General features: G+C 73.8%; 22 protein-coding genes. 6 read left to right on the forward strand and 16 right to left on the reverse strand.

The genetic code is table 11. The features are described 5' to 3' along the window. Window positions 1–211: 211 nt before the first annotated feature. Window positions 212–1,615: an erythromycin esterase family protein gene (locus ACFVVX_RS11540; protein WP_387944040.1), complete on the forward strand. Its 1,404-nt coding sequence runs from the start codon at window positions 212–214 to the stop codon at window positions 1,613–1,615. A gap of 83 nt (window positions 1,616–1,698) precedes the next feature. On the opposite strand, the gene ACFVVX_RS11545 is transcribed toward ACFVVX_RS11540, so the two are convergent. Further along, window positions 1,699–2,367 (reverse strand): DUF4097 family beta strand repeat-containing protein, encoded by a 669-nt coding sequence (locus ACFVVX_RS11545; protein WP_387944042.1) that lies wholly within the window; start codon window positions 2,365–2,367, stop codon window positions 1,699–1,701. A 244-nt stretch (window positions 2,368–2,611) separates the two neighbouring features. Further along, entirely contained in the window at window positions 2,612–3,556 is a 945-nt protein-coding gene (locus ACFVVX_RS11550) for a LysR substrate-binding domain-containing protein (protein ID WP_387944044.1), read from the reverse strand. A 71-nt stretch (window positions 3,557–3,627) separates the two neighbouring features. On the opposite strand from ACFVVX_RS11550, the gene ACFVVX_RS11555 reads away from it, so the two are divergent. After that, window positions 3,628–4,362, forward strand: a complete 735-nt coding sequence (locus ACFVVX_RS11555; protein ID WP_387944046.1) for an SDR family oxidoreductase — start codon at window positions 3,628–3,630, stop codon at window positions 4,360–4,362. Window positions 4,363–4,429: 67 nt separating this feature from the next. On the opposite strand, the gene ACFVVX_RS11560 is transcribed toward ACFVVX_RS11555, so the two are convergent. Both ACFVVX_RS11560 and ACFVVX_RS11565 read right to left on the reverse strand, forming a co-directional pair. Further along, window positions 4,430–4,978, reverse strand: coding sequence for a DUF1062 domain-containing protein (locus tag ACFVVX_RS11560; protein ID WP_387944048.1), 549 nt, complete (start codon window positions 4,976–4,978; stop codon window positions 4,430–4,432). Window positions 4,979–5,337: 359 nt separating this feature from the next. Continuing rightward, window positions 5,338–6,837: a hypothetical protein gene (locus ACFVVX_RS11565; RefSeq protein WP_387944050.1), complete on the reverse strand. Its 1,500-nt coding sequence runs from the start codon at window positions 6,835–6,837 to the stop codon at window positions 5,338–5,340. 288 nt (window positions 6,838–7,125) lie between these two features. Between ACFVVX_RS11565 and ACFVVX_RS11570 the strand changes: the two genes are divergently transcribed. Both ACFVVX_RS11570 and ACFVVX_RS11575 read left to right on the forward strand, forming a co-directional pair. Beyond that, a complete protein-coding gene (locus tag ACFVVX_RS11570; RefSeq protein WP_387944052.1) occupies window positions 7,126–8,337 on the forward strand; it encodes a sensor histidine kinase in 1,212 nt (403 codons plus the stop codon). Next, the gene (locus tag ACFVVX_RS11575) at window positions 8,334–9,008 is read left to right on the forward strand and encodes a response regulator (RefSeq protein ID WP_387944053.1); all 675 of its coding nucleotides are present in this window, start codon (window positions 8,334–8,336) and stop codon (window positions 9,006–9,008) included. The genes ACFVVX_RS11570 and ACFVVX_RS11575 overlap by 4 nt, the downstream gene beginning before the upstream one ends. A gap of 446 nt (window positions 9,009–9,454) precedes the next feature. Here the strand turns inward: ACFVVX_RS11575 and pgm are convergent, their stop codons facing one another. The 4 genes from pgm to ACFVVX_RS11595 form a co-directional block, all read right to left on the reverse strand. Beyond that, window positions 9,455–11,101 carry a phosphoglucomutase (alpha-D-glucose-1,6-bisphosphate-dependent) gene (gene pgm, locus ACFVVX_RS11580; RefSeq protein WP_387944055.1) on the reverse strand — a complete coding sequence of 549 codons (1,647 nt, stop codon included), beginning with the start codon at window positions 11,099–11,101 and terminating at the stop codon, window positions 9,455–9,457. A 236-nt stretch (window positions 11,102–11,337) separates the two neighbouring features. Next, on the reverse strand, window positions 11,338–12,606 hold the full coding sequence (locus tag ACFVVX_RS11585) for a sugar ABC transporter permease (protein WP_387944057.1): 1,269 nt from the start codon (window positions 12,604–12,606) through the stop codon (window positions 11,338–11,340). Then, complete coding sequence (locus ACFVVX_RS11590; RefSeq protein ID WP_387944059.1) at window positions 12,603–13,391, reverse strand: ATP-binding cassette domain-containing protein; 789 nt, start codon at window positions 13,389–13,391, stop codon at window positions 12,603–12,605. Before ACFVVX_RS11590 ends, ACFVVX_RS11585 begins: the two co-directional genes overlap by 4 nt. Before the next feature lie 226 nt (window positions 13,392–13,617). Beyond that, window positions 13,618–14,712, reverse strand: a complete 1,095-nt coding sequence (locus tag ACFVVX_RS11595) for a sugar ABC transporter substrate-binding protein (protein ID WP_387944062.1) — start codon at window positions 14,710–14,712, stop codon at window positions 13,618–13,620. A gap of 363 nt (window positions 14,713–15,075) precedes the next feature. Here ACFVVX_RS11595 and ACFVVX_RS11600 point away from each other — a divergent pair, with 363 nt between their 5' ends. Then, window positions 15,076–15,630 carry a GNAT family N-acetyltransferase gene (locus ACFVVX_RS11600; protein WP_387944064.1) on the forward strand — a complete coding sequence of 185 codons (555 nt, stop codon included), beginning with the start codon at window positions 15,076–15,078 and terminating at the stop codon, window positions 15,628–15,630. A 70-nt stretch (window positions 15,631–15,700) separates the two neighbouring features. Here the strand turns inward: ACFVVX_RS11600 and ACFVVX_RS11605 are convergent, their stop codons facing one another. The 8 genes from ACFVVX_RS11605 to ACFVVX_RS11640 form a co-directional block, all read right to left on the reverse strand. Beyond that, complete coding sequence (locus ACFVVX_RS11605) at window positions 15,701–16,747, reverse strand: LacI family DNA-binding transcriptional regulator (RefSeq protein WP_387944066.1); 1,047 nt, start codon at window positions 16,745–16,747, stop codon at window positions 15,701–15,703. 168 nt (window positions 16,748–16,915) lie between these two features. Beyond that, the gene (locus ACFVVX_RS11610; RefSeq protein WP_387944068.1) at window positions 16,916–17,815 is read right to left on the reverse strand and encodes a carbohydrate ABC transporter permease; all 900 of its coding nucleotides are present in this window, start codon (window positions 17,813–17,815) and stop codon (window positions 16,916–16,918) included. Continuing rightward, complete coding sequence (locus ACFVVX_RS11615) at window positions 17,812–18,744, reverse strand: carbohydrate ABC transporter permease (protein ID WP_387944070.1); 933 nt, start codon at window positions 18,742–18,744, stop codon at window positions 17,812–17,814. The genes ACFVVX_RS11610 and ACFVVX_RS11615 overlap by 4 nt, the downstream gene beginning before the upstream one ends. Further along, window positions 18,741–20,084 (reverse strand): extracellular solute-binding protein, encoded by a 1,344-nt coding sequence (locus tag ACFVVX_RS11620; protein ID WP_387944072.1) that lies wholly within the window; start codon window positions 20,082–20,084, stop codon window positions 18,741–18,743. The genes ACFVVX_RS11615 and ACFVVX_RS11620 overlap by 4 nt, the downstream gene beginning before the upstream one ends. 122 nt (window positions 20,085–20,206) lie before the next feature. Further along, window positions 20,207–21,376 (reverse strand): aminotransferase class V-fold PLP-dependent enzyme, encoded by a 1,170-nt coding sequence (locus ACFVVX_RS11625; RefSeq protein WP_387944074.1) that lies wholly within the window; start codon window positions 21,374–21,376, stop codon window positions 20,207–20,209. A 304-nt stretch (window positions 21,377–21,680) separates the two neighbouring features. Beyond that, a complete protein-coding gene (locus tag ACFVVX_RS11630; protein ID WP_387944076.1) occupies window positions 21,681–22,145 on the reverse strand; it encodes a rhodanese-like domain-containing protein in 465 nt (154 codons plus the stop codon). A 175-nt stretch (window positions 22,146–22,320) separates the two neighbouring features. Then, the gene (locus ACFVVX_RS11635; protein WP_387944078.1) at window positions 22,321–22,683 is read right to left on the reverse strand and encodes a hypothetical protein; all 363 of its coding nucleotides are present in this window, start codon (window positions 22,681–22,683) and stop codon (window positions 22,321–22,323) included. Window positions 22,684–22,875: 192 nt separating this feature from the next. Then, window positions 22,876–23,400, reverse strand: a complete 525-nt coding sequence (locus ACFVVX_RS11640) for an ATP-binding protein (RefSeq protein WP_387944080.1) — start codon at window positions 23,398–23,400, stop codon at window positions 22,876–22,878. 94 nt (window positions 23,401–23,494) lie between these two features. On the opposite strand from ACFVVX_RS11640, the gene ACFVVX_RS11645 reads away from it, so the two are divergent. Then, window positions 23,495–24,709, forward strand: coding sequence for a helix-turn-helix domain-containing protein (locus tag ACFVVX_RS11645; protein WP_387944082.1), 1,215 nt, complete (start codon window positions 23,495–23,497; stop codon window positions 24,707–24,709). Window positions 24,710–24,801 lie beyond the last annotated feature (92 nt).

Genomic DNA, 24,801 nt, shown 5'->3' on the forward strand with positions numbered 1-24,801 from the left:
CCTGGCGGTGGCCCGGTGGCGGTGGTGGCCTGGTGGCGGTGGCGCGCGGTGGCGGCGGCCTGTGGGGGATGGTAGCCCGGGGTCCGGGGGCTCAGGCGGGCCGGGGGCTTTCCCCCGGGTCGGGTCGGAGGCGGGCCCCAGGGCCACCCGGCGCCATCCGGGTCATGATCATTCCACTGCCCGCGGAACACCGGACCGAGGAGTGACCAGCATGACCACCCACAGGAAGCCGATCGGCCGGCGGGGGCTGCTCGCCGCCGCGACGGCACTCGCCGCCACCGCCCTGGTGGCCCCGGCGGCCGCCGCCGCACCCGCCGCCGGGCCCGGCTCCGGGGCTGCGGCCCCCGGCGCGGCAACGGCCCCCGGTGCCACGGCGGTCGACGACCGGCAGGCCGCCGCGATACGCGCGCTGGAGCGCGCCGCCCACCCCCTGCGGTCGACGGAGCCCGGCGGCCGCAGCAGCGACCTGCGGCCGCTGGGCGCGATGGTCGCCGACGCCCGGGTGGTCGGCCTCGGCGAGGCCACCCACGGCTCGCACGAGTTCTTCGCCATGAAGGAGCGCGTCTTCCGCTACCTCGTCGAGGAGAAGGGCTTCACCACCTTCGCCCTGGAGATGAGCTGGACGGCCGGCCTGCGGATCGACGAGTACGTCCAGGGCGGCCCCGGCGACGCCCGTCGGGTGGCCGAGGAGACGCTCGCCGGATCCCCTTGGGAGCGTGAGGAGTTCGTCAGTCTCATCACCTGGATGCGGCAGTACAACGACCGCCACCCCGGGCGGAGCGTGCACTTCATGGGCAACGACATCGGGGCGCCCCGGCTCGGCGACGCCGTGTTCGACAAGGTCGTCTCCCACGTCCGTACGACCCGCCCCCAGGACCTCGCGCGCCTGGAGGAGCTGTACGCGGGCCTGCGCCCGCTCGACGACGTCTTCGCCTACCTGGGCAGGCCGCCGGCCGAGCGCAGCCGCAACGCCGTCCTCGCCCAGCAGGCGCTCGACCTGGTCGCCGCGGGCAAGGGCGCCGGCGGCGAGGCCTACGAGTGGGCCGAGCAGCACGCCCGCAGCATCGCCCAGACCTTCGCCTTCGCCTCCCTCGACCTCTCCGACCCCGGGTCGGTCTCCGCCGCGGAGCACCTGCGCGACCAGGCCATGGCCGCGAACACCCTCTGGTGGCAGCGGCGCACCGGCGACCGGATGCTGCTGTCCGCGCACAACGGCCATGTGGGCTACCTGTCCAGCGACCCCGTGATGTACCCGACCACGCAGGGCGTCTACCTGCGCAACGCCCTCGGCCGGGGCTACACCGCCGTCGGCTTCACCTTCAACCAGGGGTCCTTCCTCACCGCGACCAGCCTCGGCGGGGCCTGGAACAAGGTCACCGTCCCCGCGGCCGCGCCCGGCATGCAGGAGTACACCCTCGACCGGGTCCGCCACCGCGACTTCTACCTCGACCTGCGCACCCTGGCGGCGGCGGGCCGCAGTTGGCTCGACACCGCGCGACCCGTCTACGAGGCCGGCTCCAGCTTCCGGAGCGACCCGCTCCCGACGCTGGCCGTCAACCGGGCCTACGACGTCCTCGTCCACCTGCACCAGGTCCGGGAGGCCACCAGCCTCTGACCCGGCCCTGGCCCGGCGACGCCCCTGACCCGGCGCCGCCCTTGGCCTGGCGCCGGCCCTGACCGGCGCCCTCGGCGGCCGGTTCAGAGGCTGCGGGCGGCGATGTCGCCGTAGGAGGTGGTCGCGTGGATGGTCAGGCCGGGGGTGCCGTCGGTGTTGCGGAGCGTGTTGTGGATCCGGCCGTAGGAGGTGCCGGCGTCCAGGGAGGCGGAGGCCTCGCGGGCGGCGCCGACGGCGATCTCGCCGTACTCGGTGCGCAGTTCGACCGTGCCGCTGACGGCCTCGGTGATCCGGATGTCGCCCTTCTGGGTGCTGATGTCGGCGGGGCCGCCCAGGCGGCCGACCGAGACGTCGCCGGAGAGGAGGGTGAGGCGGGCGGTCGCGGCCTCGTCGAGCTCGACCGAGCTCTGCGCGGCCTCGAAGGCGACGTCACCGAGCCGCCCTTCGCTGCGGAGGTCGGCGCTGGCCGCCTTCGCCTCGATCCGGGAGCCGGCCGGCAGCTGGACCGTCACCTCGACGGAACCGGAGGCGCCCAGGTACTGGTTCTTCGCCGGCGAGGCCTCGATCCGCAGGACGCCGTCGCGGTACTCGACCGTGGTCAGCTCGGCCGCCTTCACGTCGCGGCCCTTGGCGGCGTCCGCGGGCCGGACCTCGACCGCGGTGTCGGCGCGGTCGGCGGCGATGAGCCGGATGCGGCCCGCGGGGATGTCGAGGACGGCGGCGATCGGGGCGGGGGTGGCGAACTTCTGCATCGTGGTCTCCGGTGTGCTCGGCTGTCTGCGCTTCGTTTCTGACGATGGAAAAGCTACGTTGCGTTCAAGGATTCTTCAATACGTTCGTTGCGAAGAATCAGCATCATTGCAGGTGAGAGCCGGATAATCGTTGCAACGGCCTTGAATCTAACGCAACAACAGGGGCCCGCTCGTTGCACCGGATTGAGGGTGAACGCTACGCCGGGACGGGCGTCGGGGCAGCACGCCGGTCAGCCCGGTGCGGTCAGGCCAGTGCGGTGAGGTGGTCGGGGTGGAGGGCGGCGACGTCGTGGGCGGCCTGGACGAAGGCGGCGACGGCTGCGGATCGCGAGGTCTCCGGCCAGGCGACCATGACCGCGCTGGGGCTGAGGCCGGTGACCGGCCGGTAGGCGATGTCCGGGCGCTGGTGCCGCTCGGTGGTGGAGCGTGCCAGGAACCCCACCGCCTGGCCCAGCGCGACGACCTCCAGGAGTTGCTCGACGCTGGCCACGAGCGGCCCCTCGGGAGTGTCGGCCGGCGCCGGGCCGGTGTGGCCGCCGTCTGCTTGCGCGCCGTCACATCCGGTGTAGTAGGCGGTGGCGGAGGGGTCGGCCCCCTTCCAGCGCGGGACCGGCTCGCCCTCGAGGTCGGCCGGCCGCAGTCGCCGGCGTCCGGCCAGGCGGTGCCCGGCGGGCAGGACGGCCAGGCGCGGCTCGACCACGAGGGTCTGGGAATCCAGCCCTTGGGCGTCGAACGGGCTGCGCAGCAGCGCTACGTCGGCACGGCCGTCGCGCAGCATGGCGATCGGCTCTCCGCTGCCGCCGACGACGACTTCGGGCGGCGGCAGATGCGCACCCGTTTCCCGGTAGGCGGCGAGGATCTCCCGCAGCAGCCCGGCGTCGCCTCCCGGTTTGACCGCGACGACGAGCTGGGGTGTCGGCTGGCCGGCCCGGCGTGCCCGCCGGGCCGCCGCGTGCACCGCGTCGACCGCGATCCGGGCCTGGTCGAGCAGGACCAGGCCGGCGTCGGTCAGCTTCACCTGCCGGGTGGTGCGTTCCAGCAGGCGCACCCCCAGCCGGGACTCCGTCTGGGCGATCGCCTTCGACAGCGGGGGCTGCGCCATCCCCAGGCGTTGCGCGGCCCGGCTGAAGTTCAGTTCCTCGGCGACCGCGATGAAGTACCTCAGCTCCCGTACCTCTAGCTCACTCATATCCGTGGACTATAGATCCAGAGTCTTCTGGTCTTTCCCTGCCGCCCGTGGGTGAGGGGAGGCTGGGTGCCATGACGACTTCGCAGAAGACTGCTCTGATCACCGGCGCGAACAAGGGCATCGGCAAGGAAACGGCGCGCAGGCTGGCGGCCCTCGGCATCACCGTGCTGATCGGCGCCCGCAACGCCGAGCGCGGCGAGGCGGCGGCCGAGGAGCTCCGGGCGGGCGGCGCCGACGTACGGTTCGTTCCGCTGGACGTGACCGACGAGGCGTCGGTGCGGGCCGCCGCCCAGCACATCGACGCCACGTTCGGCCGCCTCGACATCCTCGTCAACAACGCCGGGATCGCCGCCGCACCGCAGAAGCCGAGCGAGACCCAGGCCGCCACCGTCCGACAGGTCTACGAGACCAACGTGTTCGGCGTCATCGCGGTGACCCACGCCATGCTCCCCCTGCTCCGCCGCTCCGGCGCCGCACGCATCGTCAACATGTCCAGCGAGCTCGGCTCCCTCGCCCACCAGGCAGACCCGGGCAGCCCGTGGTCCGCCTACTACTCGATCCTCCTCCCCTACTGCACCTCCAAGAGCGCGCTGAACGCGATCACCGTGCTCTACGCCAACGAGCTGCGCGCCGAAGGGATCCTGGTCAACGCGGTGAGTCCCGGCTACTGCGCGACCGACCTCAACCGCCACACCGGGATACGCACGGCCGAGGAGGGCGCGGCCGTGGCGGTCGACCTGGCGACGGCGGGCGCGGACGGCCCGACGGGCGCCTTCTTCGCCGAGGACGGGCCGATTCCCTGGTGAGGCCGTGCCGCGGGGTCGGGCCTGTCCGGCGGATCCTGCCGGACAGGCCCCTGATCCCCGAGTGGGCTCAGCGCTTGAGCGTGAAGGTGAAGTCGCCGGAGAGCCTGCCGCTCAGCCGGACTGCCGAGACGAGCCTGCCCTCCGCGAGCAGTCTCTCGACCTCGGCCCGCGAAAGGCCGCACCCTTCGGCGATCAGCCGCACCGGCCGGACGGGGATCCGCGCCGCGAAGCGGACCGAGATGTCGATCACCTCGCGGTCCAGGTGGTCCGATCCGCCGGTGTCGAGCCGCCAGGCGTCGTCCCAGTCGAGGGCGATGCGGTTGCGGCGCCGCAGGACCGGGTCCTGGAGCAGCTCAGCCGCCAGGCCGGGGTCGTTGTCGTGCATCCGGTCCAGCAGGTCGGGCCGTACGGAGCGCACGTTCACCCGCTCCAGGACCGTGAGCTTCGCCGTGTCCCCGCAAGCGGTGCACAGGACGAGGAGCCAGGCGTCGAGGAGCTTGTGGTTCGCGTTGACGCGGAACTTGCCGTTCGCCCGGAAGCGGTCGGACGCGCAAGCGGGGCAACGGCGGAGAACGGTCGGTAGACAGGTGGGCATGACCACCCAGTCATTGAGCACAGAAGTACACCGGTTTCAGTGAGAAGTCCGCAGCAAAAAGCAGCGCGGCGCACAGGCGCGACGCGCGACAGATCAGCAATCGGGGGGTCTCACAGGGTGTACAACGGGATGTCCTTGCCTGGACGACGTGGGTCGCCAGCACGGTAATGGCGTACGGCGGCGCCGGTCCACCGGTTTTCGGGCGCCTCGCCGCCAGGTCACGGACAAGCACCGTGACGCAGGCACACAGGCCGGCGGCCGGGCCCGGGAGCTCGGGGTGATCCGGGATCAGGCCGGTCACCGGGCGGGCAGGGGCTGCAGCCGGCGGGCTCGGTGCAGCCCCTGCCCGGACGCCCCGGGGAGGGCCGGTCAGCGGCCGGTCAGCGGCTGGTGTCCGGGTGTTGGACGCTGAGGCTGCCGTAGGCCCGCAGGGCGCCGGAGGGGTCGCCGGGCTTGTCCCGCAGGACGGCGTCCAGGAAGGCGAGGGTGGCCGCGGCGACGGTGCGCGGGCTCTCGGTGCGGCCCAGGGTGCCGACGATGGAGGGCACGGGCGGCAGGTACAGGGGGCCGTCCATGAAGGTGAGGTGGGCGGCGCCGGGGATGGTGAGCCGGTAGCTCGTCGCGGTGGCGGCCTGGAGGGCCTCGGTGAGGCGGGGCAGGTAGCGCGGGTCGGTTGCCGCGGTGGGGGCCTGGGTGAGGGCGAGGGCCGGCTGGGCGAGGGCGGGCGAGGCGGGTCCGTGGGGGAAGCCGTCCAGGTCGATGACGGCGTCGAACCGGCGGTCCTGCCGTGCTGCTTGGAGGGCGGCGGCGCCCCCCATGGAGTGGCCGCCCACCGCGGCCCGGCCGGTGTCCAGGCGTCCGCCCAGCGGGTCGGCGATCGCACCGCGGTCCAGCGCTTCCAGCTGGGTGAGGACGAAGCCGAGGTCGGCGGCGCGTACCGCCGTCCAGTCGGCCGCCAGCTTCTCGTCCTCCTCGGGGTCGCCGCTGGAGGCGGTCTCGGTGGTGAGCGTCCGGCCGTCGGCGAGGACGACGGCGGCGGAGTCGTACGGGTGGTCGAGGGCGGCGACCACGTAGCCGTGGCTGGCCAGTTCCTCCGCCCAGGCGGTGTTCTGGGTGCGCACTCCGCCCGAGCCGGGAGAGAACAGGACGACGGGGAACCGTCCTCCCCGGCTGTCCACCGGGGCGTCGAAGACCGACCGGGTACGGGCGCGCGCAACACCGTCGATCAGGAAGCCCGGCAGGCCCACTGCGCGGGCGAGGGCCTCGGAGACGGTGCGTGCCTCGTCCTGCGTGCGTCCGAGGTACTGGGCCCGCTGCGTGCCCGCGGGGCTCTCCTGCGCGGGGTACCAGAGCTGGACCACGACCGTGCGCCGGTCGTCCGGATCGGCGGTGAAGGTCTCGGGGCGCTGCGGGTCGGTCCACTGCAGCACGCGGGTGCCGACCGCGAAGTCGCCCGAGGGCACGGGGAACACGGGGACGGGAAAGGCCCAGGCGGCCACCGGGCCGGCGGCGATCAGGCCGGCGCAGGCCGCCGTTCCCGGCAGTGCCAGCCACCAGCGGGCCCGCCACGGCGGCCGGGCGGTACGGCGCGGCAGCGCTCGCAGCAGCGGGGAGAGGGCGAACGGCAGCGCGAGGGCGGCGCCGGCCAGTACCGGCAGCATCTGCCAGCGGATGCCCGTCGCCCCGAGCGCGATCGCGGACAGCGCGAGGACCGCCCCCGCCGCGATCGTGGCGCGCGGGCGGGCGGCCGGGGGTAGCCAGCGCGCCGCCACCAGGGCGGCGGCGCCCAGCAGGGCGAGGATTTCCAGGAGGGACATGTGCAGTCCCGTGATGGTCTCGGTCACCCGGCCATCGTCGGCGCCGGGTGTGCGCTGCCGCATCGATCCCCGGTCGCCCCCGTGGGCGGCCCGGGGGCGACCGGGGTCGCAGTGCGCGGCAGGTCCCCGTGCGACCGGGGCAGCAGTCCGGCACCCTGCAGCGGCGCCCGCTTTGCGACCACGGGAGGTGGTGGGACTCCTCCTGCGGTCGTATCCCGGCACGGCGCGGTCAGACGGTGGGCTGATGCGCTCCGCGCGGTCCGCGGCCTACCGTTCCAGAGCTGGCCCGGCCGTGCCCACCGGGTGGGCCACCGGGGCCGGGACGGGAACGGGAACGGGAACGGGGACCGCGTGCGGGACGGGGTGCGGGTGCTGGACGGGGTGCGGGTGCGGGACGGGGTGCGGGTGCGGTGGGCGGCGACGGCCTCCCGGCTGCCGCCCCCGGTGTGGGACTCGCTGCTGCCGGCGCTCCTGATCCTCAACGTCGTGACCACGCACCCGCCGCAGGAGCTGGCGGTGGCCGCGGCCCTCACCGCCGCCCTCGCGCTGCCCCTGGTGTGGCGGCGCCGGGCCCCGCACGCGGTGTTCGCCGCCGTGGCCGCCGCGGCCCTCGTCCAGTGGCTGGCGGACGTCCAACTCCCGGCGGACGTCGCCCTGCTGGTGGCCCTCTACACGGCGGCCGCGCACTCGGGCCGGCGCGGCACGCTCGTCGCCGGCGCCGTCGTGGAGGCCGGGGTCCTGCTGGCCTGCCTGCGCTGGGCGCCCGAGGGCGCGTTCCTGACCCCCTTCGTCGCGGTCACCGCGATGGCCGTCGCCGCCGCCGTGCTGGGTGTGAACGTGCGCACCACCCGCGCCTACCTCGCGGCCCTGGAGGAGCGGGCCGCCCGCCTGGAGCGCGAACAGGAGCAGCAGGCGCGCCTGGCCGCAGCCGAGGAGCGGGCCCGCATCACCCGGGAGATGCACGACATCGTCACCCACAACCTGTCCGTCATGGTCGCGCTCACCGACGCCGCCGTGTACGCGCAGCACCGCTCGCCCGAGAGGGCCACCACCGCGATGCTCCAGGTCTCCGAGACCGGCCGGCAGGCCCTGACCGACATGCGGAGGTCGTTGGGCGTCCTGCGGACCGACGAACCGGACGCGCAGCGCCACCCGCTGCCCGGCATCGCGCAACTGGAGGCCCTCGCCGAGCAGATGTGCGCCGCCGGGCTGCCGACCCGCCTGGAGGTCCGCGGCGGCCACACCCACATCCCCGCCACCGCCCAGCTCACCGTCTACCGCCTGGTACAGGAAGCCTTGACCAACGCCCTCAAGCACACCCCCGCCGGCACGCGCGCGACCGTCCTGATCCGCTGCTCCACCGCGGCCGTCACCGTGGACGTCACCGACAGCGGCGGCCCCTGCCCGCCGCCTCCCGCCGCGGCGTCGGGCCACGGCATCCCCGGCATGCGCGAGCGCTCGGCCGCCTACGGGGGGACGCTGCAGGCCGGACCGCTCGCGGGCGGCGGCTGGGCGGTGCGCACCCGCCTCCTCCTCGACAGCGGCGCGGCGGTGTCCGCATGACGATCCGCGTCCTGATCGCCGACGACGAGGCGCTGCTGCGGATGGCCTTCGGCACGGTCCTGGAGGCCCAGCCCGACATGGTGGCGGTCGGCGAGGCGGCGGACGGCGCCCAGGCCGTGCGCCTCGCCCGGGAGCTGCGCCCCGATGTCGTCCTGATGGACGTCCGGATGCCCGGGACGGACGGCATCGAGGCGACCCGGCAGGTCGTCGAGGTCTGCCCGCAGAGCAGGGTGCTGATCCTCACCACCTTCGACCTGGACGAGTACGCCTTCGCCGGACTCAACGCCGGGGCCTCGGGCTTCCTGCTGAAGAACACCAGGCCCGAGGAGTTCCTCGCCGCGATCCGGGCGGTCGCCGCGGGCGACGCGGTGGTCTCCCCGCGGATCACCCGGCTCCTGCTGGAGAGCCTGCGCCCGCACATCCCCGGCGGCGGTCCCGACGGCGGCGGTCCGGGGCGCGACGAGCGGCTGGGCCGGCTCAGCGCCCGTGAGCGCGAGGTGCTCGTCGAGGTGGGCCGCGGCCTGTCCAACACCGAGATCGCGGCCGCCCTGTTCCTGGCGGAGGCGACCGTGAAGTCCCATCTGGGGCGGATCCTGCACAAGCTCGAACTCCGCGACCGGATACAGGCCGTGGTCTTCGCCTACGAGAGCCGCCTGATCCGCCCGGCCTGACGCCGCCGCGGCCGGGCCGCAGCCCCTGCCGGGCGGGGCCTAGTGCCGCGTCAGGCAACCTTCGCCCCGCACGTCCCAGCAGGAGTCCAGGCCGTCGGGTGCGGTGTCCGGCGCGGGTACGGCGGGGGCGGGGGCGGCGGGGGCCGGGCCGGCGTCCGGCGGGAGGGTCGTGCGCGGGCGGGTCATACGGGTTCCCCCTGGGGTGCCTGGGTGCGGTGCGCGGAAGCGGGCGGGCCCGCACCAGGCTGATGATCTTGGTGCGGGCGCACCCCAGGATCACCGCGGCGCACCGCGGGAGGCAATCGGGTCGCCCCGTCAACTTGCGGCGCCGGCCCGTCCCACGGCGCTGGCCTGCGCTTTGGGACGGCGGGCCGGCCCCAGGTTGAGACGGCCCGCCCCGGGGGCCGTCCCCGGGCGGGGCGGGGACGGCCGGGGGGAGGGGGTGGTCAGGCGGTGCCGGTGAGGACCTCGCCGACCAGCTGGCGGGCCTCGTCCTGGACGCGGGCGAGGTGGTCGGGGCCGTGGAAGGACTCGGCGTAGATCTTGTAGACGTCCTCGGTGCCGGAGGGGCGGGCGGCGAACCAGGCGTTGGCGGTGCAGACCTTGATGCCGCCGATCGCGGCGCCGTTGCCGGGGGCCTCGGTGAGGACGGCGGTGACGGGTTCGCCGGCGAGTTCGTCGGCGCGGACCTGCTGCGGGGACAGGCGGGCGAGCAGGGCCTTCTGTTCGCGGTCGGCGGGGGCGTCGACGCGGGCGTAGGCGGGGGTGCCGAAGCGCTCGGTGAGGTCCTGGTAGTACTGGCTGGGGGTGCGGCCGGTGACGGCGGTGATCTCGGAGGCGAGCAGGGCGAGCAGGATGCCGTCCTTGTCGGTGGTCCACACCCCGCCGTCGCGGCGCAGGAAGGAGGCGCCGGCCGACTCCTCGCCGCCGAAGGCGATCGAGCCGTCGAGCAGGCCGTCGACGAACCACTTGAAGCCGACCGGGACCTCCAGCAGCTCGCGCTTGAGGTCGGCGGCGACGCGGTCGAGCATCGAGGAGGAGACCAGGGTCTTGCCGACGGCGGCGTCGGCGGGCCACTGGTCGCGGTGGCGGTAGAGGTAGTCGACGGCGACGGCGAGGTAGTGGTTGGGGTTCATCAGTCCCCCGTCCGGGGTGACGATGCCGTGGCGGTCGGCGTCGGCGTCGTTGCCGGTGGCGATCGCGTACTGGTCGCGGCGCCCGATGAGGGAGGCCATCGCGGCGGGCGAGGAGCAGTCCATGCGGATCTTGCCGTCCCAGTCCAGCGTCATGAAGCGCCAGGTGGGGTCGGTCTGCGGGTTGACCACGGTCAGGTCGAGGCGGTGGGTCTCGGCGATCCGGCCCCAGTAGGCGACCGACGCCCCGCCCAGGGGGTCCGCGCCGATGCGCAGGCCCGCGCCGCGCACGGCGTCGAGGTCCAGGACGGAGGGCAGGTCCTCGACGTAGGCGGTGAGGTAGTCGTGGCGCCCGGTGGTGGGGGCGGCCAGGGCGCGGGCGTAGGGCACCCGCCGCACGCCGCGCAGGCCTTCGCGGATGAGGGCGTTGGCGCGGTCCTGGATCCAGCCGGTGGCCTCGGAGCCGGCCGGGCCGCCGTTGGGCGGGTTGTACTTGAAGCCGCCGTCGCGCGGCGGGTTGTGGGAGGGGGTCACCACGATGCCGTCGGCGGGGGCCTGCGGGTTGCGGCGGTTGTGGGCGAGGATCGCGTGGGAGACCGCGGGGGTCGGGGTGTAGCCGTCGGCGCCGTCGAGGAGGACGGTGACGCCGTTGGCGGCCAGGACCTCCACCGCGGTGGCCTTGGCGGGCTCGGACAGGGCGTGGGTGTCGGCGCCCAGGAACAGCGGGCCGCTGATGCCCTGGGCGGTGCGGTACTCGCAGATCGCCTGGGTGGTGGCGGCGATGTGGTCCTCGTTGAACGCCGCGTCCAGGGAGGAGCCGCGGTGGCCGGAGGTGCCGAACGCCACCCGCTGGCCCGGTTCCTGCGGGTCCGGGCGCAGCGTGTAGTAGGCCGTCACCAGCCGTGCCACGTCCACCAGATCGTCGGGCTGCGCCGGCTGCCCGGCCCGTGCGTGTGCCATTGGTCCTCCACCGTTCTCGCTGCCGCGGCCCGTCCCCGCGGTCCGCCGGCCCCTGCGCGTGCTCGCAGATCGTAACCAGAACGCGACCGCGGGTTCGACGCGGCCCTCGCGGGCGGGGGCCGGACACAGGGGAAGGGGAGGGGAGGAGGCGGGCCGGGGCGCGACGCGGCGCGGCGGCCTCCACCGGTGGGGTGGAGGCCGCCGCGTCGCGCTCGGCCGGTGGGGGCGGTGTGGGGTCAGCCGCGGCCGGCGCTCTTCTGGGTGCGGCGCGAGACGGAGTCCAGGACGACGGCGGCGAGCAGGACGGCGCCGGTGATCATGTACTGGATGGCCTGGGCGGCGTGGACCATGTCCAGGCCGGTGGTGATCGACTGGATGACCAGGATGCCGAGCAGCGCGGACCAGGTCTTGCCGCGGCCGCCGAAGAGGCTGGTGCCGCCGATGACGGCGGCGGCGATGGCGCTCATCAGGACGTTGCCGCCGCCGAGGGTCTTGTCGGCGGAGCCCTGCTGGGAGGCGATGAACAGGCCGCCCAGGCCGGCCAGGCCGGCGGAGATCATGAACACCGAGATGCGCACCCAGGCGACGTTGATGCCGGCCCGGCGGGCGGCCTCGATGCCGCCGCCGACGGCGAAGATCTGGCGGCCGTAGGAGGTGCGGCGCAGGACGAAGTCGGTCAGGACGACGACGCCCAGCAGGACGACCAGGGGCAGTGGCAGTCCGCTGTCCTGGTTGAGGGTGTAGGCGCCGACCAGGGCGAGGGCGGCGAGGGCGCCGGTGCGCAGGGCGATCTCGCCCGTCGGGCGGGCCGGCAGGCCGGCGGCGGTGCGGCGGCGGGCGTCCAGGAGCTGGCCGGCCAGGAAGAGGCCGATGGCCAGGACGGCGAGCAGCCAGGCGTAGAGGATGTCGCCGTCGCCGAGGAAGTAGGTGTCCAGGTTGGCGACGACGCCGTCGTTGAGGTTGTTGACGGTGCCGAGCTTGCCCAGGACGTAGTCCTGCAGGCCGCTCCAGGCGAGCATGCCGGCGAGGGTGACGACGAAGGCGGGCACGCCGATGCGGGCGAAGAAGAAGCCGTGCAGGGCGCCCATCGCGACGGCGGTGGCCAGGGCGATGAGGATCGCCAGCCATTCGGGCAGGCCCTGGCGTACCGCGAGGACGGAGGTGACGGCGGCGCAGACGCCGGCGACGGAGCCCAGCGAGAGGTCGATCTCGCCCAGCAGCAGGACGAAGACGACGCCCACCGAGATCAGGCCGGCGCCCGCGATCCACTTGGTGATGTTGGTGAGGTTGTCGGCCTGGAGGAAGTGGCCGGTGACGCTCTGGAAGATGACGGCGATCAGGACCAGGCCGATGACGACGGGCAGCGAGCCGAGGTCGCCGCTCCTGATCCGGCGGCCGAACTCCTCCAGGTAGCCGGCCACTCCGCCGGAGCGCACCAGCAGGCGCGGGTCCGTGGCGGGGGCGGCGGGGGCGGCGGGGGTGGGGGTGGTCTGGCTGGTGCTCATTTCGCGTCCTCCGCGATGCGTGCCTGGCGCCGGGTGACGGCGTTGTCGGTGGCGCCGGTGATGGCGGAGACGATCTCCTCGTGGGTGGTGCCGGCGACGGGGAAGACGCCGTTGTTGCGGCCCAGGCGCAGGACGGCGACGGTGTCGGCGACCGCCTTGACGTCGGCCATGTTGTGGCTGATGAGGATGACGCCGAGGCCGCGTTCGCGCAGCCGCTCGACCAGGTCGAGGACCTGGGCGGTCTGCTCGACGCCGAGGGCGGCGGTGGGCTCGTCGAGGATGACGATCCTCGGGTCGCCGACCAGGGCGCGGGCGATGGCGACGACCTGGCGCTGGCCGCCGGACAGGGCGGCGATGGGGATCCGCACGCTGGGGATGCGGATGGACAGGGTGTCCAGGAGCTCCTTGGCGCGGCGCTCCATGGCGACCTCGTCGAGGGTGCCGAAGCGGCGCAGTTCGCGGCCGAGGAAGAGGTTGGCGACGACGTCGAGGTTGTCGCACAGGGCGAGGTCCTGGTAGACGGTGGCGATGCCGAGGGCCTGGGCGTCCTGGGGGCGGGTCAGGCGGACGGGGCGGCCGTCCCACTCGATGACGCCCTCGTCGATGGGGTGCACGCCGGCGATCGTCTTGACGAGGGTGGATTTGCCGGCGCCGTTGTCGCCGACGAGGGCGACGACCTCTCCGGCGCCGACCTCCAGGTGGACGTCGGTCAGGGCCTGGACGGCGCCGAAGCGCTTGGAGACCGCGCGCAGCGCCAGTACGGGTGCGCCTGTCACGTGAACCATCTCCTGCGGGGGTAGGACGGGCGGCGGACGGTTCGGTCCGCGGCCGGGCGGTGAGGGGGTGTCGGGGGGCGGGCCTGCGCCCGGCGCCCCCGGGTGGTCCGGGGGGCGCCGGACGGGGCCGGGCCGGGCGCCGGGCGGGCCGCCGGGTGGGGCGGGCCCGGTGCGCGGGCTGCCCGGTGCGCGGGCTGCCGGGTGCGGCTGCCGGGTACCGGCTGCCCGGTGCCGGTTACTTGATGCCGGCGGCGGTGCAGGCGGCGGCGTAGTCGGCGGTGCAGATGTCGGCGGCCTTGTAGAGGCCGTCGGCGATCACGGTGTCGTTGATGTTGGCCTTGGTGACGACCTTGGGCTCCAGCAGCTTGGCGGGCACGCCCTTGTCGGTGTCGCTGTCGACGGAGGCGGTGGCGACGGCCTTGACGTCCTTGCCCTGCAGGAGGTTGACGGCCAGCTCGGCGGCGCTGTCGGCGAGCGGCTTGTAGGCCTTGTAGATGCTGTAGGCCTGGTCGCCGGCGACGATGCGCTGGACGGCGTCGAGGCCGGCGTCCTGGCCGCCGACCGGCACGGTGATGCCCGCGGCCTTGAGCTGGGTGATGATCGCGCCGGCCATGCCGTCGTTGGCGGAGTAGACGGCCTGGAAGCCGTCCTTGCCGAGCTGGGTGATGGCGGCGCCGGTCTTCTGGCCGGCGACAGTGGGCTTCCACTCACCGGACTGCTCGTAGACGACCTTCTTGACCTTGCCGTCGAGGACCTTGTGCGCGCCGGCCTTGAACTGGGCGGCGTTCGGGTCGGCCTCGTCGCCGTTGATCATGATGAGGTTGGCGTCGGCGGCCTTGGCGCCGAGCGCGTCGAGCAGGGCCTGGCCCTGGAGCTCGCCGACCTTCTGGTTGTCGAAGGAGACGTAGGCCGAGACGGGGCCGCTGGCCAGGCGGTCGTAGGCGATGACCTTGACGCCCTTGGCGGCGGCCTCCTTGACCCAGGACTGGGTCGACTTGGCGTCGAAGGCGTCCAGGATGATCACCTTCACGCCCTGCGCTATCAGGGTGTCGAACTGCTGCTTCTGCTTGGCGGCGCTGCCCTCGGCGTTGCTGTACTGCACCTTGCAGTCGGGGCAGAGCGCGGCGACCTTGGCCTGGATGAACGGGCGGTCGAAGGACTCGTAGCGGGTGGAGGATGCGTTCTCCGGAAGCAGCAGGCCGATGGACTTGGTGTCCCCGGAGCCCGCGCTCTCCTTCTTGTCGCCGCCGGCCTTGCCGCAGGCGGCCATGGACAGGGCCATCGAGACCGCGGCGGTGCCGATGAGGGCGCGACGCATCGTTGCGTTCATGTGGGGGGTGCCTCCCTGACGTTGCCGCAGCGCTGCGGCGGGGTGGGAGGAGTTAACCCGGACGCGTCAGCTGTCGTCAATAAGTAAAACCAAGACCTGAGAAATGTGGACGATTTCGTTATCTTCCTGAACGCATGATGCCCCTGGGGCGCCCTGGGCGACGGCGGCCCCGCGGCAACCCCGCAGGCGGTGGCGGTCGCGACCCCTCGTCATGGCGCCGCGGGCGGTCGCGGACGCGGCGATACGCCATGCCCTTGCTGGAACATGACACTTCATCAGGTTTAAGCCTAGCTCACGGACGGCGGGCGGGCGGGGGCGGAAAATCCTTTGCCGGACGGCCCTGGCCGCCATATAACATGTCACATGCTTCATACCGAGAGAGTCGCCCTGCGGGCCCGCCACGACGGCGACATCCCCGTCCTGCAGGCCGAGTTGTACGACGACATCGCCACCCGCTCGCGCGCGGACACCCGCCCCTGGCTGCCGATCCCGCCGGGGGCGCCCTCCCCCTACGCGGTGGCCGACGCCCCCGCCGACGTCGCGTTCTTCTCCGTGGTCGACACCGCCTCGGGCGAGCTGGCCGGCGAGGCGCTGCTGTGGGGCATCGACACCCACAACCGCTGCGCCCACCTCGGCCTGGCGCTGCGGCCCGCCTTCCGGGGCCGGGGGCTGGCCCGCGAGGCGCTCACCGTCCTGTGCCGCTACGGCTTCACCGTGCGCGGCCTCAACCGCCTCCAGGTCGACACCATGGCCGACAACCTGCCGATGGTCGCCGCGGCGAAGGGCTCCGGCTTCACCCCGGAGGGGACGCTGCGCCGCTCCGCCTGGGTCTGCGGCGCCTTCCAGGACGAGGCGGTCCTCGGGCTGCTCGCCGAGGAGTGGTACACGAACCGGCCCGAGGAGGACCGGGCGCGGTAGCCGGACTCGACAGCCGGACAGGCCGGCGCGACCGGGTCCGGGCCGGCCGGCGGGCGGCCCGGCCCCGGGGTCAGCGCGAGCTGTCGCGCACCACGAGCTCGGCCGCCAGCACCAGCCCGGCGTCCGCCGCCGCCCGCCCGCGGACCTGTGCCAGCAGCACCCGCACCAGGGCCGCGGCGATGGCCCGCAGCGGCAGCCGCACCGAGGTCAGCGCGGGGTGCAGGTGCCGGCACAGCGGGGTGTCGTGGAAGCCGGTCACCGCGACGTCGCCGCCGAGCACCGCTCCCCCGACCGTCAGGCCCTCCGCGCGCACGGCCTCGTAGGCGTCCAGGGCCGACAGGTCGGATCCGGCCGCCACCGCCGTGGGCCGGTGCGCACCGCGCAGCAGCGCCCGCAGCGCGGCGACGGCCGGCGCGCCGGGTGCCGCGGGCGGGGGCGAGAGCACCTCCAGGCCCAGCCGGTGCGCCTCGGCGAGGAAGCCCTCGCGGCGCGCGGCCAGCCACGGCAGGTCCGCCGCCGGGGAGGCGAAGGCGACCCGGCGGTGGCCGAGCGCCGCCAGGTGCCGGGCCACCTCGGCCATCGCGGCGCCGTTGTCGATGTCCACCCAGTGCTGGGGCTGCTGCGCCGCGGTGCGGCCGAAGGCGGCGAACGGCACGCCCGCACGGGCGACGTGGGCGATCCGGGCGTCCTCGTCCAGGACGTCCGCCAGGACCAGCCCGTCCACCTGCCGGGCCGCCACCAGCTCGTCGATCGCCGCCCGCGCGTCCCGCGCGCCCGGCGGCGGGCGGAAGAGCAGCACCCGGTGGCCCTCGGCCCCCGCCGCGTCCACCAGGGCCTCCAGGAAGCCCGCCATCAGCGGGTTGGGGTCGAACGGGTCGTCCACCGGGGCGAGGTAGCCGATGGTGCGCCGCTCGCCGGTGCGCAGCGAGCGGGCGGACTGGTCGGGGCGGTAGCCGAGGCGGTCGATGGCGGCGGTGACCCGGGCGAGGGTGTCGGGGTGGACGCGGTGGGGGGCGTTGAGGGCGTTGGAGACGGTCTGGCGGGACACGCCGGCCGCGCGGGCGACCTCCTCGATGGTGGTGGCGGCGCGGCGCGGCGGGCGCGGTCCCTGGGTCATCGGTGCTCCGGTGGGTGGGTGGCGGGGGGCTGGGCGTGTGGTGTGCATCCTGCCTGGCCCGCGGTGCCGGGGGCCGCTCCGGGGCGGGGTGTCGGGGACGGGGAGGGGTGGGTGCGGGGTGTCGGGTGCGGGGTGGGTGCGGGGTGTCGGGTGCGGGGTCGGTGCGGGTCAGCCCTTGGTGGCGCCGGCCAGCAGGCCGGAGATGAACTGCCGTTGGAGGACCAGGAAGAGGACCATCATGGGCAGGATCGACACGGCGGTCCCGGCGAGGATCGCGCCGTAGTCGGTGGTGTTCTCGTGGCCGTGGAGGGTGGCCAGGGCCACCGGCAGGGTGTGCATGTCGGGGCTGCGCAGGGCGATCAGCGGCCAGACGAACTGGTTCCACGAGCCCAGGAAGAGGAAGATCGCCAGGGCGGCCAGGACGGGCCGCATGACCGGGACGACCACGCTCCACAGCACCCGGAGCTCGCCGGCGCCGTCCACCCGGGCGGCGTCGAGGAGTTCGTCGGGCATGCTGTCCAGGGCCTGGCGCATCAGGAAGATCGCGAAGGGGACGCACAGGCCCGGCAGGACGACGGCCTGGTAGCTGTCGAGCATGCCGAAGGACATCATCATCTTGAACAGCGGTACCAGCATGACCTGTTCCGGCACCACCAGGGTGGACAGCAGCAGGGCGAAGAGCAGGGTGCGGCCGCGGAAGCGGAACTTGGCGAAGGCGTAGCCGGCGAGCAGGGCGACGACCAGTGCGCCGACGGTCTGCAGTCCGGAGATGGCCAGGGAGTTGAGGATCACGCGGCCCAGGCCGATCTTGGACTGGAGGCTGTCGAGGTTGTCGCCGAGGTGGCTGCCGGGCAGCAGTTTGGGCGGCCAGGCGAAGATCTCGACGCCCTGGCGGGTCGCGGCCAGCACGAGCCAGGTGAAGGGGCCGACGGACAGGCCGGTGACCGCCGCCAGGACCAGGGTCAGCGGCCAGCCGCGCAGCCGTCGGCGCAGGGGTGCGGCGGCGGTGCCGGCCGGGGGTGCGGGGGCGGGGGGTGCGGGGGTCGGGGGCGCGGCGGTGGCGCTCAACGGCGTTCTCCCATCAGGCGCATCTGGACCGCGCCGAGCACCGACACGAGCAGGGTGAGCGCGTAGGCGATGGCGGAGGCGTAGCCGAAGTCGAAGTAGCGGAAGCCGTTCATGTACAGGTACATGGAGACGGTGAGGGTGGCGTTGTCCGGGCCGCCGTGGGTCAGGACGTAGGGCTCGTCGAAGAGTTGGAGGGTGCCGATGGTGGAGAGCACGACCGTGAACAGCAGGACGGGGCGCAGTGCGGGCAGGGTGACGGAGCGGAAGCGGCGCAGCGGGCCGGCACCGTCCATCATGGCGGCCTCGTAGAGCTCCTTGGGGATGCCCTGCAGTCCGGCCAGGTAGATGACGGCGTTGTAGCCGGTGTAGTGCCAGGTGAGGACGAGGACGACGGCCATCTGGGACCAGAAGGGGCTGCCGAGCCAGTCCACGGCGGGCAGGCCGAGCGCGGTCAGGAGGTGGTTGACCGCGCCGTCCTTGGTGTTGAGGAGGAAGGCGAACATGACGCCGGTGGCGACGAGTCCGGTGACGGCGGGCATGAAGGCGCCCAGGCGCCAGGCGGTGCGCCAGCGCACCAGGGCGGAGTTGAGGGCGACGGCCAGGCCGAGGGCCAGGGCGAGCATCAGCGGGACCTGGACGGCGAGGATGCGGGCGGTGTTGCGCAGGGCGGTCCAGAACAGCGGGTCGTGCAGCAGGCGGCGGTAGTTGGCCGCTCCGGCCGCGTGGGTGGCGGCTCCGGATCCGGTGGTGAGCGACAGCAGGAACGAGGAGACGATCGGGTAGGCCTTGAACGCCGCGAAGGTGGCCAGGGCGGGGGCGAGCAGGAGGTAGGGCAGGGCCTTGCGGCGCAGCCGTGCGCGGCGGCGGGCGGCCGGCAGGGGGGTGCGGGTGGCGGCGGGTGCGGGGGCGGGCGGGGCGGCGGTGGTCATGCGAGGGGGCGTCCGGTCTGCTGGGCGAGCTGCTTGGCGGCGTCCTGGAGTGCGGCGGCGGGGTCGGTGCCCTTGACGAGGACCTTGACCTGGACGTCGCCGACGAGTTTGAGGGCGCGGGCGTAGTCGCCGGAGTAGTTGGTGGCGTCGGCGCCTTCGGCGAGGAGGTCGGCGAAGGTCTTCAGGACGGGCTGGCCGCCGTAGAAGGCGCTGGGTGCGGCGAAGGTGGGGTCGGCGTGGGCGGCGCTGAGGGCGGGGAAGACGCCGCCGGCGGCGAACATGGCGTTCATCGGGGCGGGCCGGGTCAGGGCGTACTCGACGAACTTCCAGGCGGCGACGCGGCGGGGGCTGGAGGCGGCGACGGCCAGGTTGGTGGAGTTGACGATGGCGGCGCGCTTGCCGCCGGGGGTGACCGCCGGGGGCCTGGCCAGGCGCCACTTTCCGCTCTGGTCGGGGAACTTGGTCTCCAGGTAGTGCGCGGCCCAGGCGGCCAGGGGGGCGACGGCGACCTTGTTGTCCTTGACCAGGTTGGACCAGCCGTGGTCGCCGGCGGAGTCGGCGACCAGTCCGGCCTCGTCCAGGCGCTTGAGGACGGTCATCGCCTTGACGGCCTGCGGGGAGGAGAGGGTGATGTCGCCCTTGAGGTCGAAGTAGAAGCCGCCCTGCAGCTGCATCAGTGCCTGCAGGAGGTTGACGTCGACGTCGGGGGTGCCGGGCTTGTTGATGCCGAGCAGGGCGACGCCGGGGTTGGCGGCCTTGAAGCGGTCGGCGGCGGCGACCAGGTCGTCCCAGGTGGCGATGGACTCCGGGTCGAGGCCGGCCTTGTCGAAGAGGTCCTTGCGGTAGAAGAAGCCGAGGGGGTTGACCTCCCAGGGCAGTGCGTAGGCGTGGCCGTCCTTGCCGCTGACGGTGGGCCACAGGCCCTGGACGAACTTGTCCTTGTGCGCGTCGGCGCCCAGGGCGGAGAGGTCGGCGAGGCCGCCGGGGAACTTCTCCAGGTAGCCGGGCAGGTAGTCGCAGCCGATGTGGAGGACGTCGGCCAGGCCCTGGCCGCCGGCGGCGAGTCCGACGGTGATCTTGTCCCAGATGGCCGGTTCGCCGACGTCCTGGACGTCGACCTTGATCCCGGGGTTGTCCTTCTCGAAGGCCGGGACGACGGCGCGCAGGGCGGTGGCGGCCGAGGTCCAGGACCAGACGGTGACGGTGCCGGTGGCGGCGTCCCCGCCGGTCGCGGTGGCGGAGTCGGAGCCGGAGCAGGCGGCCAGGGCGCCGCCCGCGGTCAGGGTGAGCAGGCCGGCTCCGGAGGCGCGCAGGAGGTCGCGGCGGGAAAGGTGTGACATGGCATTCCTTCCTGAGGGGGTGGTGCGGGTCGGTGCGGGTCGGTGCGGGTCGCTTCGCCGGGCGGGGGTGCCGGGCGGCGGGGGTGCCGGGCGGCGGGTACCGAATGGGGGGTGATGGTGGGTCAGGCGGCGCGGGCGGCGTGCAGGGCCTCGGAGAGCCGGGCGGCGGCGGTCTTCGGGTCGGTGCTCGCGTGCGGTGACAGCCGGATCCAGCCGCCGCGCAGGGTGGTGGCGAGCCCGGCCCGGGTCAGTGCGTCGTGGACGGCCTGCGGGTCGGCGCCCGGCAGGCGGAAGCGGGCGATGCCGCTGCCGGTGGCGCCAGGGGTGCGGGCGCCGACGGCGCGGGCGGCGTCGAGCAGTGCGTCGAGGGCCCCGTCGATCAGGGCGGCGATCCGCTCGATCCCGGTGTTGCGGACCAGGGCCAGGCCCGCGCCCAGCGCGGCGACGGCCGGGCCGTCCGGGTTGGTGAGGGTGTGGGCGACGGCGCCGGGGCGGGCGGGGCGCGGGTGGTCGGGCGCCTCGATCGGGTCCAGGACGCCCGACCAGCCGCCCAGTCCGGGGTCGAGCCGGTCCGCCACCCGGTCGCGCACCAGCAGCAGCGCCGCGCCCCAGCCGGCCCGCAGCCACTTCTGGCCGCCCGAGGCGAGGACGTCCGCGGCGTCGGCTTCGAGGTCCACCGCGCCGAGCGCCTGGACCGCGTCCACCACCAGCACCCGCTGCGGGCCGATCACCTCCTTGATGGCCGCCAGCGGCGCCCGGAACCCGGTCGCGGCGTCCACCGCGCACACCGACACCGCGCGCACCCCCTCGTCCAGGTGGGCCCGTACCGCGTCCGCCGTCACCGGACCGTCCATCAGGCGCACCGCCAGGCCCCCGTTGCCGGCCGCGCGCAGCCAGGGGTAGAGCGCGCCGGGGAAGTCCGCCCGGCTCGCCAGCACCGTGCCCGGGGCGGTGGTGCCCGGGGCGCGGGACGGGCGGCCGGTGGGCGTGTGGGCGGTGGGCGTGTGGGCGCCGAAGGCGTGGGCGGCGGCGAACATGCCGTGCGAGGTCGAGCCGACGAAGGCGATCTCGTGCGGTGCGCAGCCGAGCAGCCCGGCGGCGGTGCGGGCGCACTCCCCCGTCGCCGCGTCCAGGTCGGCCAGGGCGTCCCAGCCGCGGTGGTGGATCGCCGAGGCGGAGCCGACCAGCGCGTCGCGCACCTGGGCGGACACCGGTCCGAACCGGGCGAAGTCCAGGTAGCCGGACGGTTCGTCGAACTGCTGCAGGTACTCCGGGACGGTTCGTTCCGGCATGGCGCTACTCCTCGATTTGAACGTTCAAACACACAAAATCCAGCAGAACCCAACAGTCCCGAACGAGTGGGTCACAGCAAACGCCCGCCCTCGCGGCGTCGTCAAGGGCCTCGCGGGGCGGCGCCCGCCTTCGAGATCCTTCCGTTACCGTGCGCGACGGACGGGCTTGTCAATACAATTTCACATTGCTATGGTGCGTGGTCGTGCAGCCGCCGTGGACGGGTCCACGACGGCTGCGGGCGGTGCGGGGCGGGTGCGCTGCGGGTGCGTCAGCAGGCGCGGCGGGGTCAGCAGGCGCGGTGCGTCAGCAGGCGCAGGCGATGCCCGAGCGCGGGGCGGTCAGGTCGTCGACCGGGCGTCGGTCCGGGCCCTGGTCGCTGTCGTAGGCGAAGCCCTCGCGCGCCCAGTACTCGAAGCCGCCGATCATCTCCTTGACCCGGTAGCCGAGGCGGGCGAAGGCCAGCGCCGCGCGGGTGGCGCCGTTGCAGCCCGGGCCCCAGCAGTAGGTGACGACGGTGGCCGAGGGGTCGACCAGCTGCGGCGCCAGCTCGGCGATCCGGGCGGTGGGGATGTGCAGCGCGCCCGGGATGCGGCCCTGCGACCAGGCGGCCCCGGCGCGGGAGTCGACCACCACCACCCCGGGCACGCCGGCCGCGAGGTCGGCGTGCACGTCCGACACGTCCGCCTCGAAGGACAGCCGGGCCAGGAAGTGTGCGGCGGCCGCGGCCGGATCGGCGGCGGGGGTGCTGAGAACGGCGCTGGCGGTCATGTCGGTGCTCCTCGGGCTTCCTGGGGCGCCCCCGGCGGGCGGTGCCCCGATCCTCTCCCCCGCCCGCCGCACCCCGCGAGCGGCGTGATCGCCGCTGTTCGCCAAGATCCCGCCACCCCGGCGCGGGCCCGGTCCGCTCCCCCGCGACAGCGGACCGGGCCCGGCCGGCGCCCGGTCAGGGGCGGTCGAGGGTGATGGAGTTGATGGGCGTGAGGTCGGCGTAGACGCCGTTCTGGGCGGCCATGTCGTAGTTGCAGCCGGTGCCGTTGTAGCCGGTGCACAGGTGGGCGTGGGCGCCGCCGGACTGGTTGTTGAGCACCCAGTGCCAGCCGTTCTGGTTGCTGAGGTTGTGGGCGCCGTAGGTCCGGAAGACGTCGGTCGGCGAGCCGGTGGGCGAGTCCTGCGGGTAGATGCAGACCGCCCCGTACGGACAGCCGTCCCAGCTGCCGTCCGCGGCCTGGGCCCCGGTGGTGTTGGCGCTCAGCACGGCAACCGCCGCGATGGCGAGGGCGGCAGCGCCCCGAATCGTCCTGCGCATGGGTGTTTCCCTCCGTTGCGGCCGTTTTGGCCGGTTGTCAGCACTGTAGGAGGACGGCACAGGCCCGTCGTACCTGACGGATGACAGGGTCGGGGGTCGGGGTCGGGGAACTCCGCAACGGGGACCGGCGCCGGGGTGTCGGGGCCGGGGTGTGGGTGGCCTGCGCTGAGCCTTTTCGCAGGCGGGCGGAGCTCAGCCGTTGACGGCCGCTGCGATCTGCCGGGCGGCCTCGGCGGGCGTGAGGTGTGTGGTGTCGACGACCTCCGCCTCGGCGTGCAGCCAGGTGCGGGCCGCCTCGGCATAGGGCTCGAGGTACTTGAGACGGAACGGGGAGTCGGGGCCGAGGACGGTGTCCCCCGCGATGCGTCCGCGCAGGGTGGCCTGGTCGGCGTGGAGGACGAAGTGCCGCACCGGGATGGCATGCTGGGCGAGGCCCGTGCTGATCTCGCGCCAGTACCGCTCGACCAGCACGGTCATGGGTATCACCAGGGTGCCGCCGGTGTAGTCGAGCACATGGCGGGCGGTCTCGACCACGAGCGGCCGCCACGGCGGCCAGTGCTGGAAGTTGTCCGTCCCGGGCAGCCCCGGCGTGATGTCCATGAGCGTCTCGCCGACCTTCTCGGCGTCGAACACACGTGAGTCCGGGATGAGTGGCTGCACGAGCGCACTGGTCGTCGTCTTGCCCGCGCCGTGGGTGCCGTTGAGCCATACGATCACGGGCCCGATGCTAGTGCCGCGGGAACGGGCACCGCAGAAAGCCGACCGGAGAGAGCACCCGGTCCCGCTTTCGCCGAGGCGTAGTGTCGAGCCCATGGCGAACGACCATCTCGGGGACCGCCTGGCCAAGCTGCGCAGGATGGCGGATCTGACGCAGGAAGGCCTGGCGGAGAAGTCCGGCGTGTCCGTGGACGTTGTCCGGAAGTTGGAGCAGAGGCGCAAACAGTCCGCGAGGCTGCCCACACTCCACGCCTTGGCCAAAGGCCTTGACGTCGAACTCACGACGCTCCTGGGAGATCCTCCCGCCGTGCCGTCCACCGGCGACGCCGAGCCCCCGGAACTGGTCGCCGTCCGCCGCGCCATCATGCCGCCACTGTTCGCTCCACCTCCCGCGTCCGACGGGGCGGACCGGCTCTCGCTGCCGATGCTCCGTGCCGAGATCGCGGACGCCTGGACGCTGTACCACGCCGCCGAGTTCGGCCGTGTGATGGAAGTGCTGCCCGGCATCATCGCCGACGCCCGTCTTGCTGCCGCCGTGGGCAGGGGACGGGATCGGCCGGAGGGCCAGCACGCGCTGGGAAAGGCCCTTCAACTCGGTGGCCATCTCGCCATCCGGCTGGGCAAGACCGATCTCGGCCTGTCCAGTCTGGAACGGGCGATAGCGGCGGCAGACTCCTCCGAGGATCCCTTGCTGCCCGCAATGATCTGCAACTCGGTGGCGTGGGCGTACCAACGCCAGAACCGGCTGGACGACGCCCGATCCCTTGCGGTTCACGCCGCCGACGGTGTCGAGCGGGAGCACTCCACAAGTGCTGAAGGCCTACGGGTCTGGGGCGGCCTGATCATGTCGGCTGCAACCAGCACGGCCCGCCATGGGGACTACGGCGGCGCGTCGGACATGATGCTCACCGCCGAACGGGCGACGACGCGCCTCGCCCGGCTGCCGGCGCCCACCGACGGACGGATGGTCAGCATCTTCAGCCGCTCCTCGGTGCGAATCGAGCGGGTCCGCCTGGCAGTCCAGCACGCTCGACCGGACGAGGCCCTGGAGTTGGCCCGGGGCATGCGGCTCAGCGCCGACACCCCCCCGTCGTGGCGCACCTGGCTGCTCCTCGACGTCGCCCGCGCCTATGCGGACATCGGCGATGCAGCGGGAGCGGTGGCCAGCCTCGAGAAGCTTCAGCGGGTCGCTCCCGGCTGGATGAGGCACCACACCCTTGCCGTGTCCATCGTGGCCGATCTCCGGGCCGGACCCGCGCGCCCGCCTGGCCTGCGGAGGTTGGCGCAGAATCTGGGCGTAGCTGATTAGCGATCAGAAGTAGGACGTACCGTCCCTGTTGCCCGCACATCCGTCACGGCAGCCTTTCCGTACGAACACGGAGAGGAGCGGAGCCGATGGCA

Source organism: Kitasatospora sp. NPDC058170, from assembly GCF_042883905.1.
Lineage (GTDB): Bacteria > Actinomycetota > Actinomycetes > Streptomycetales > Streptomycetaceae > Kitasatospora.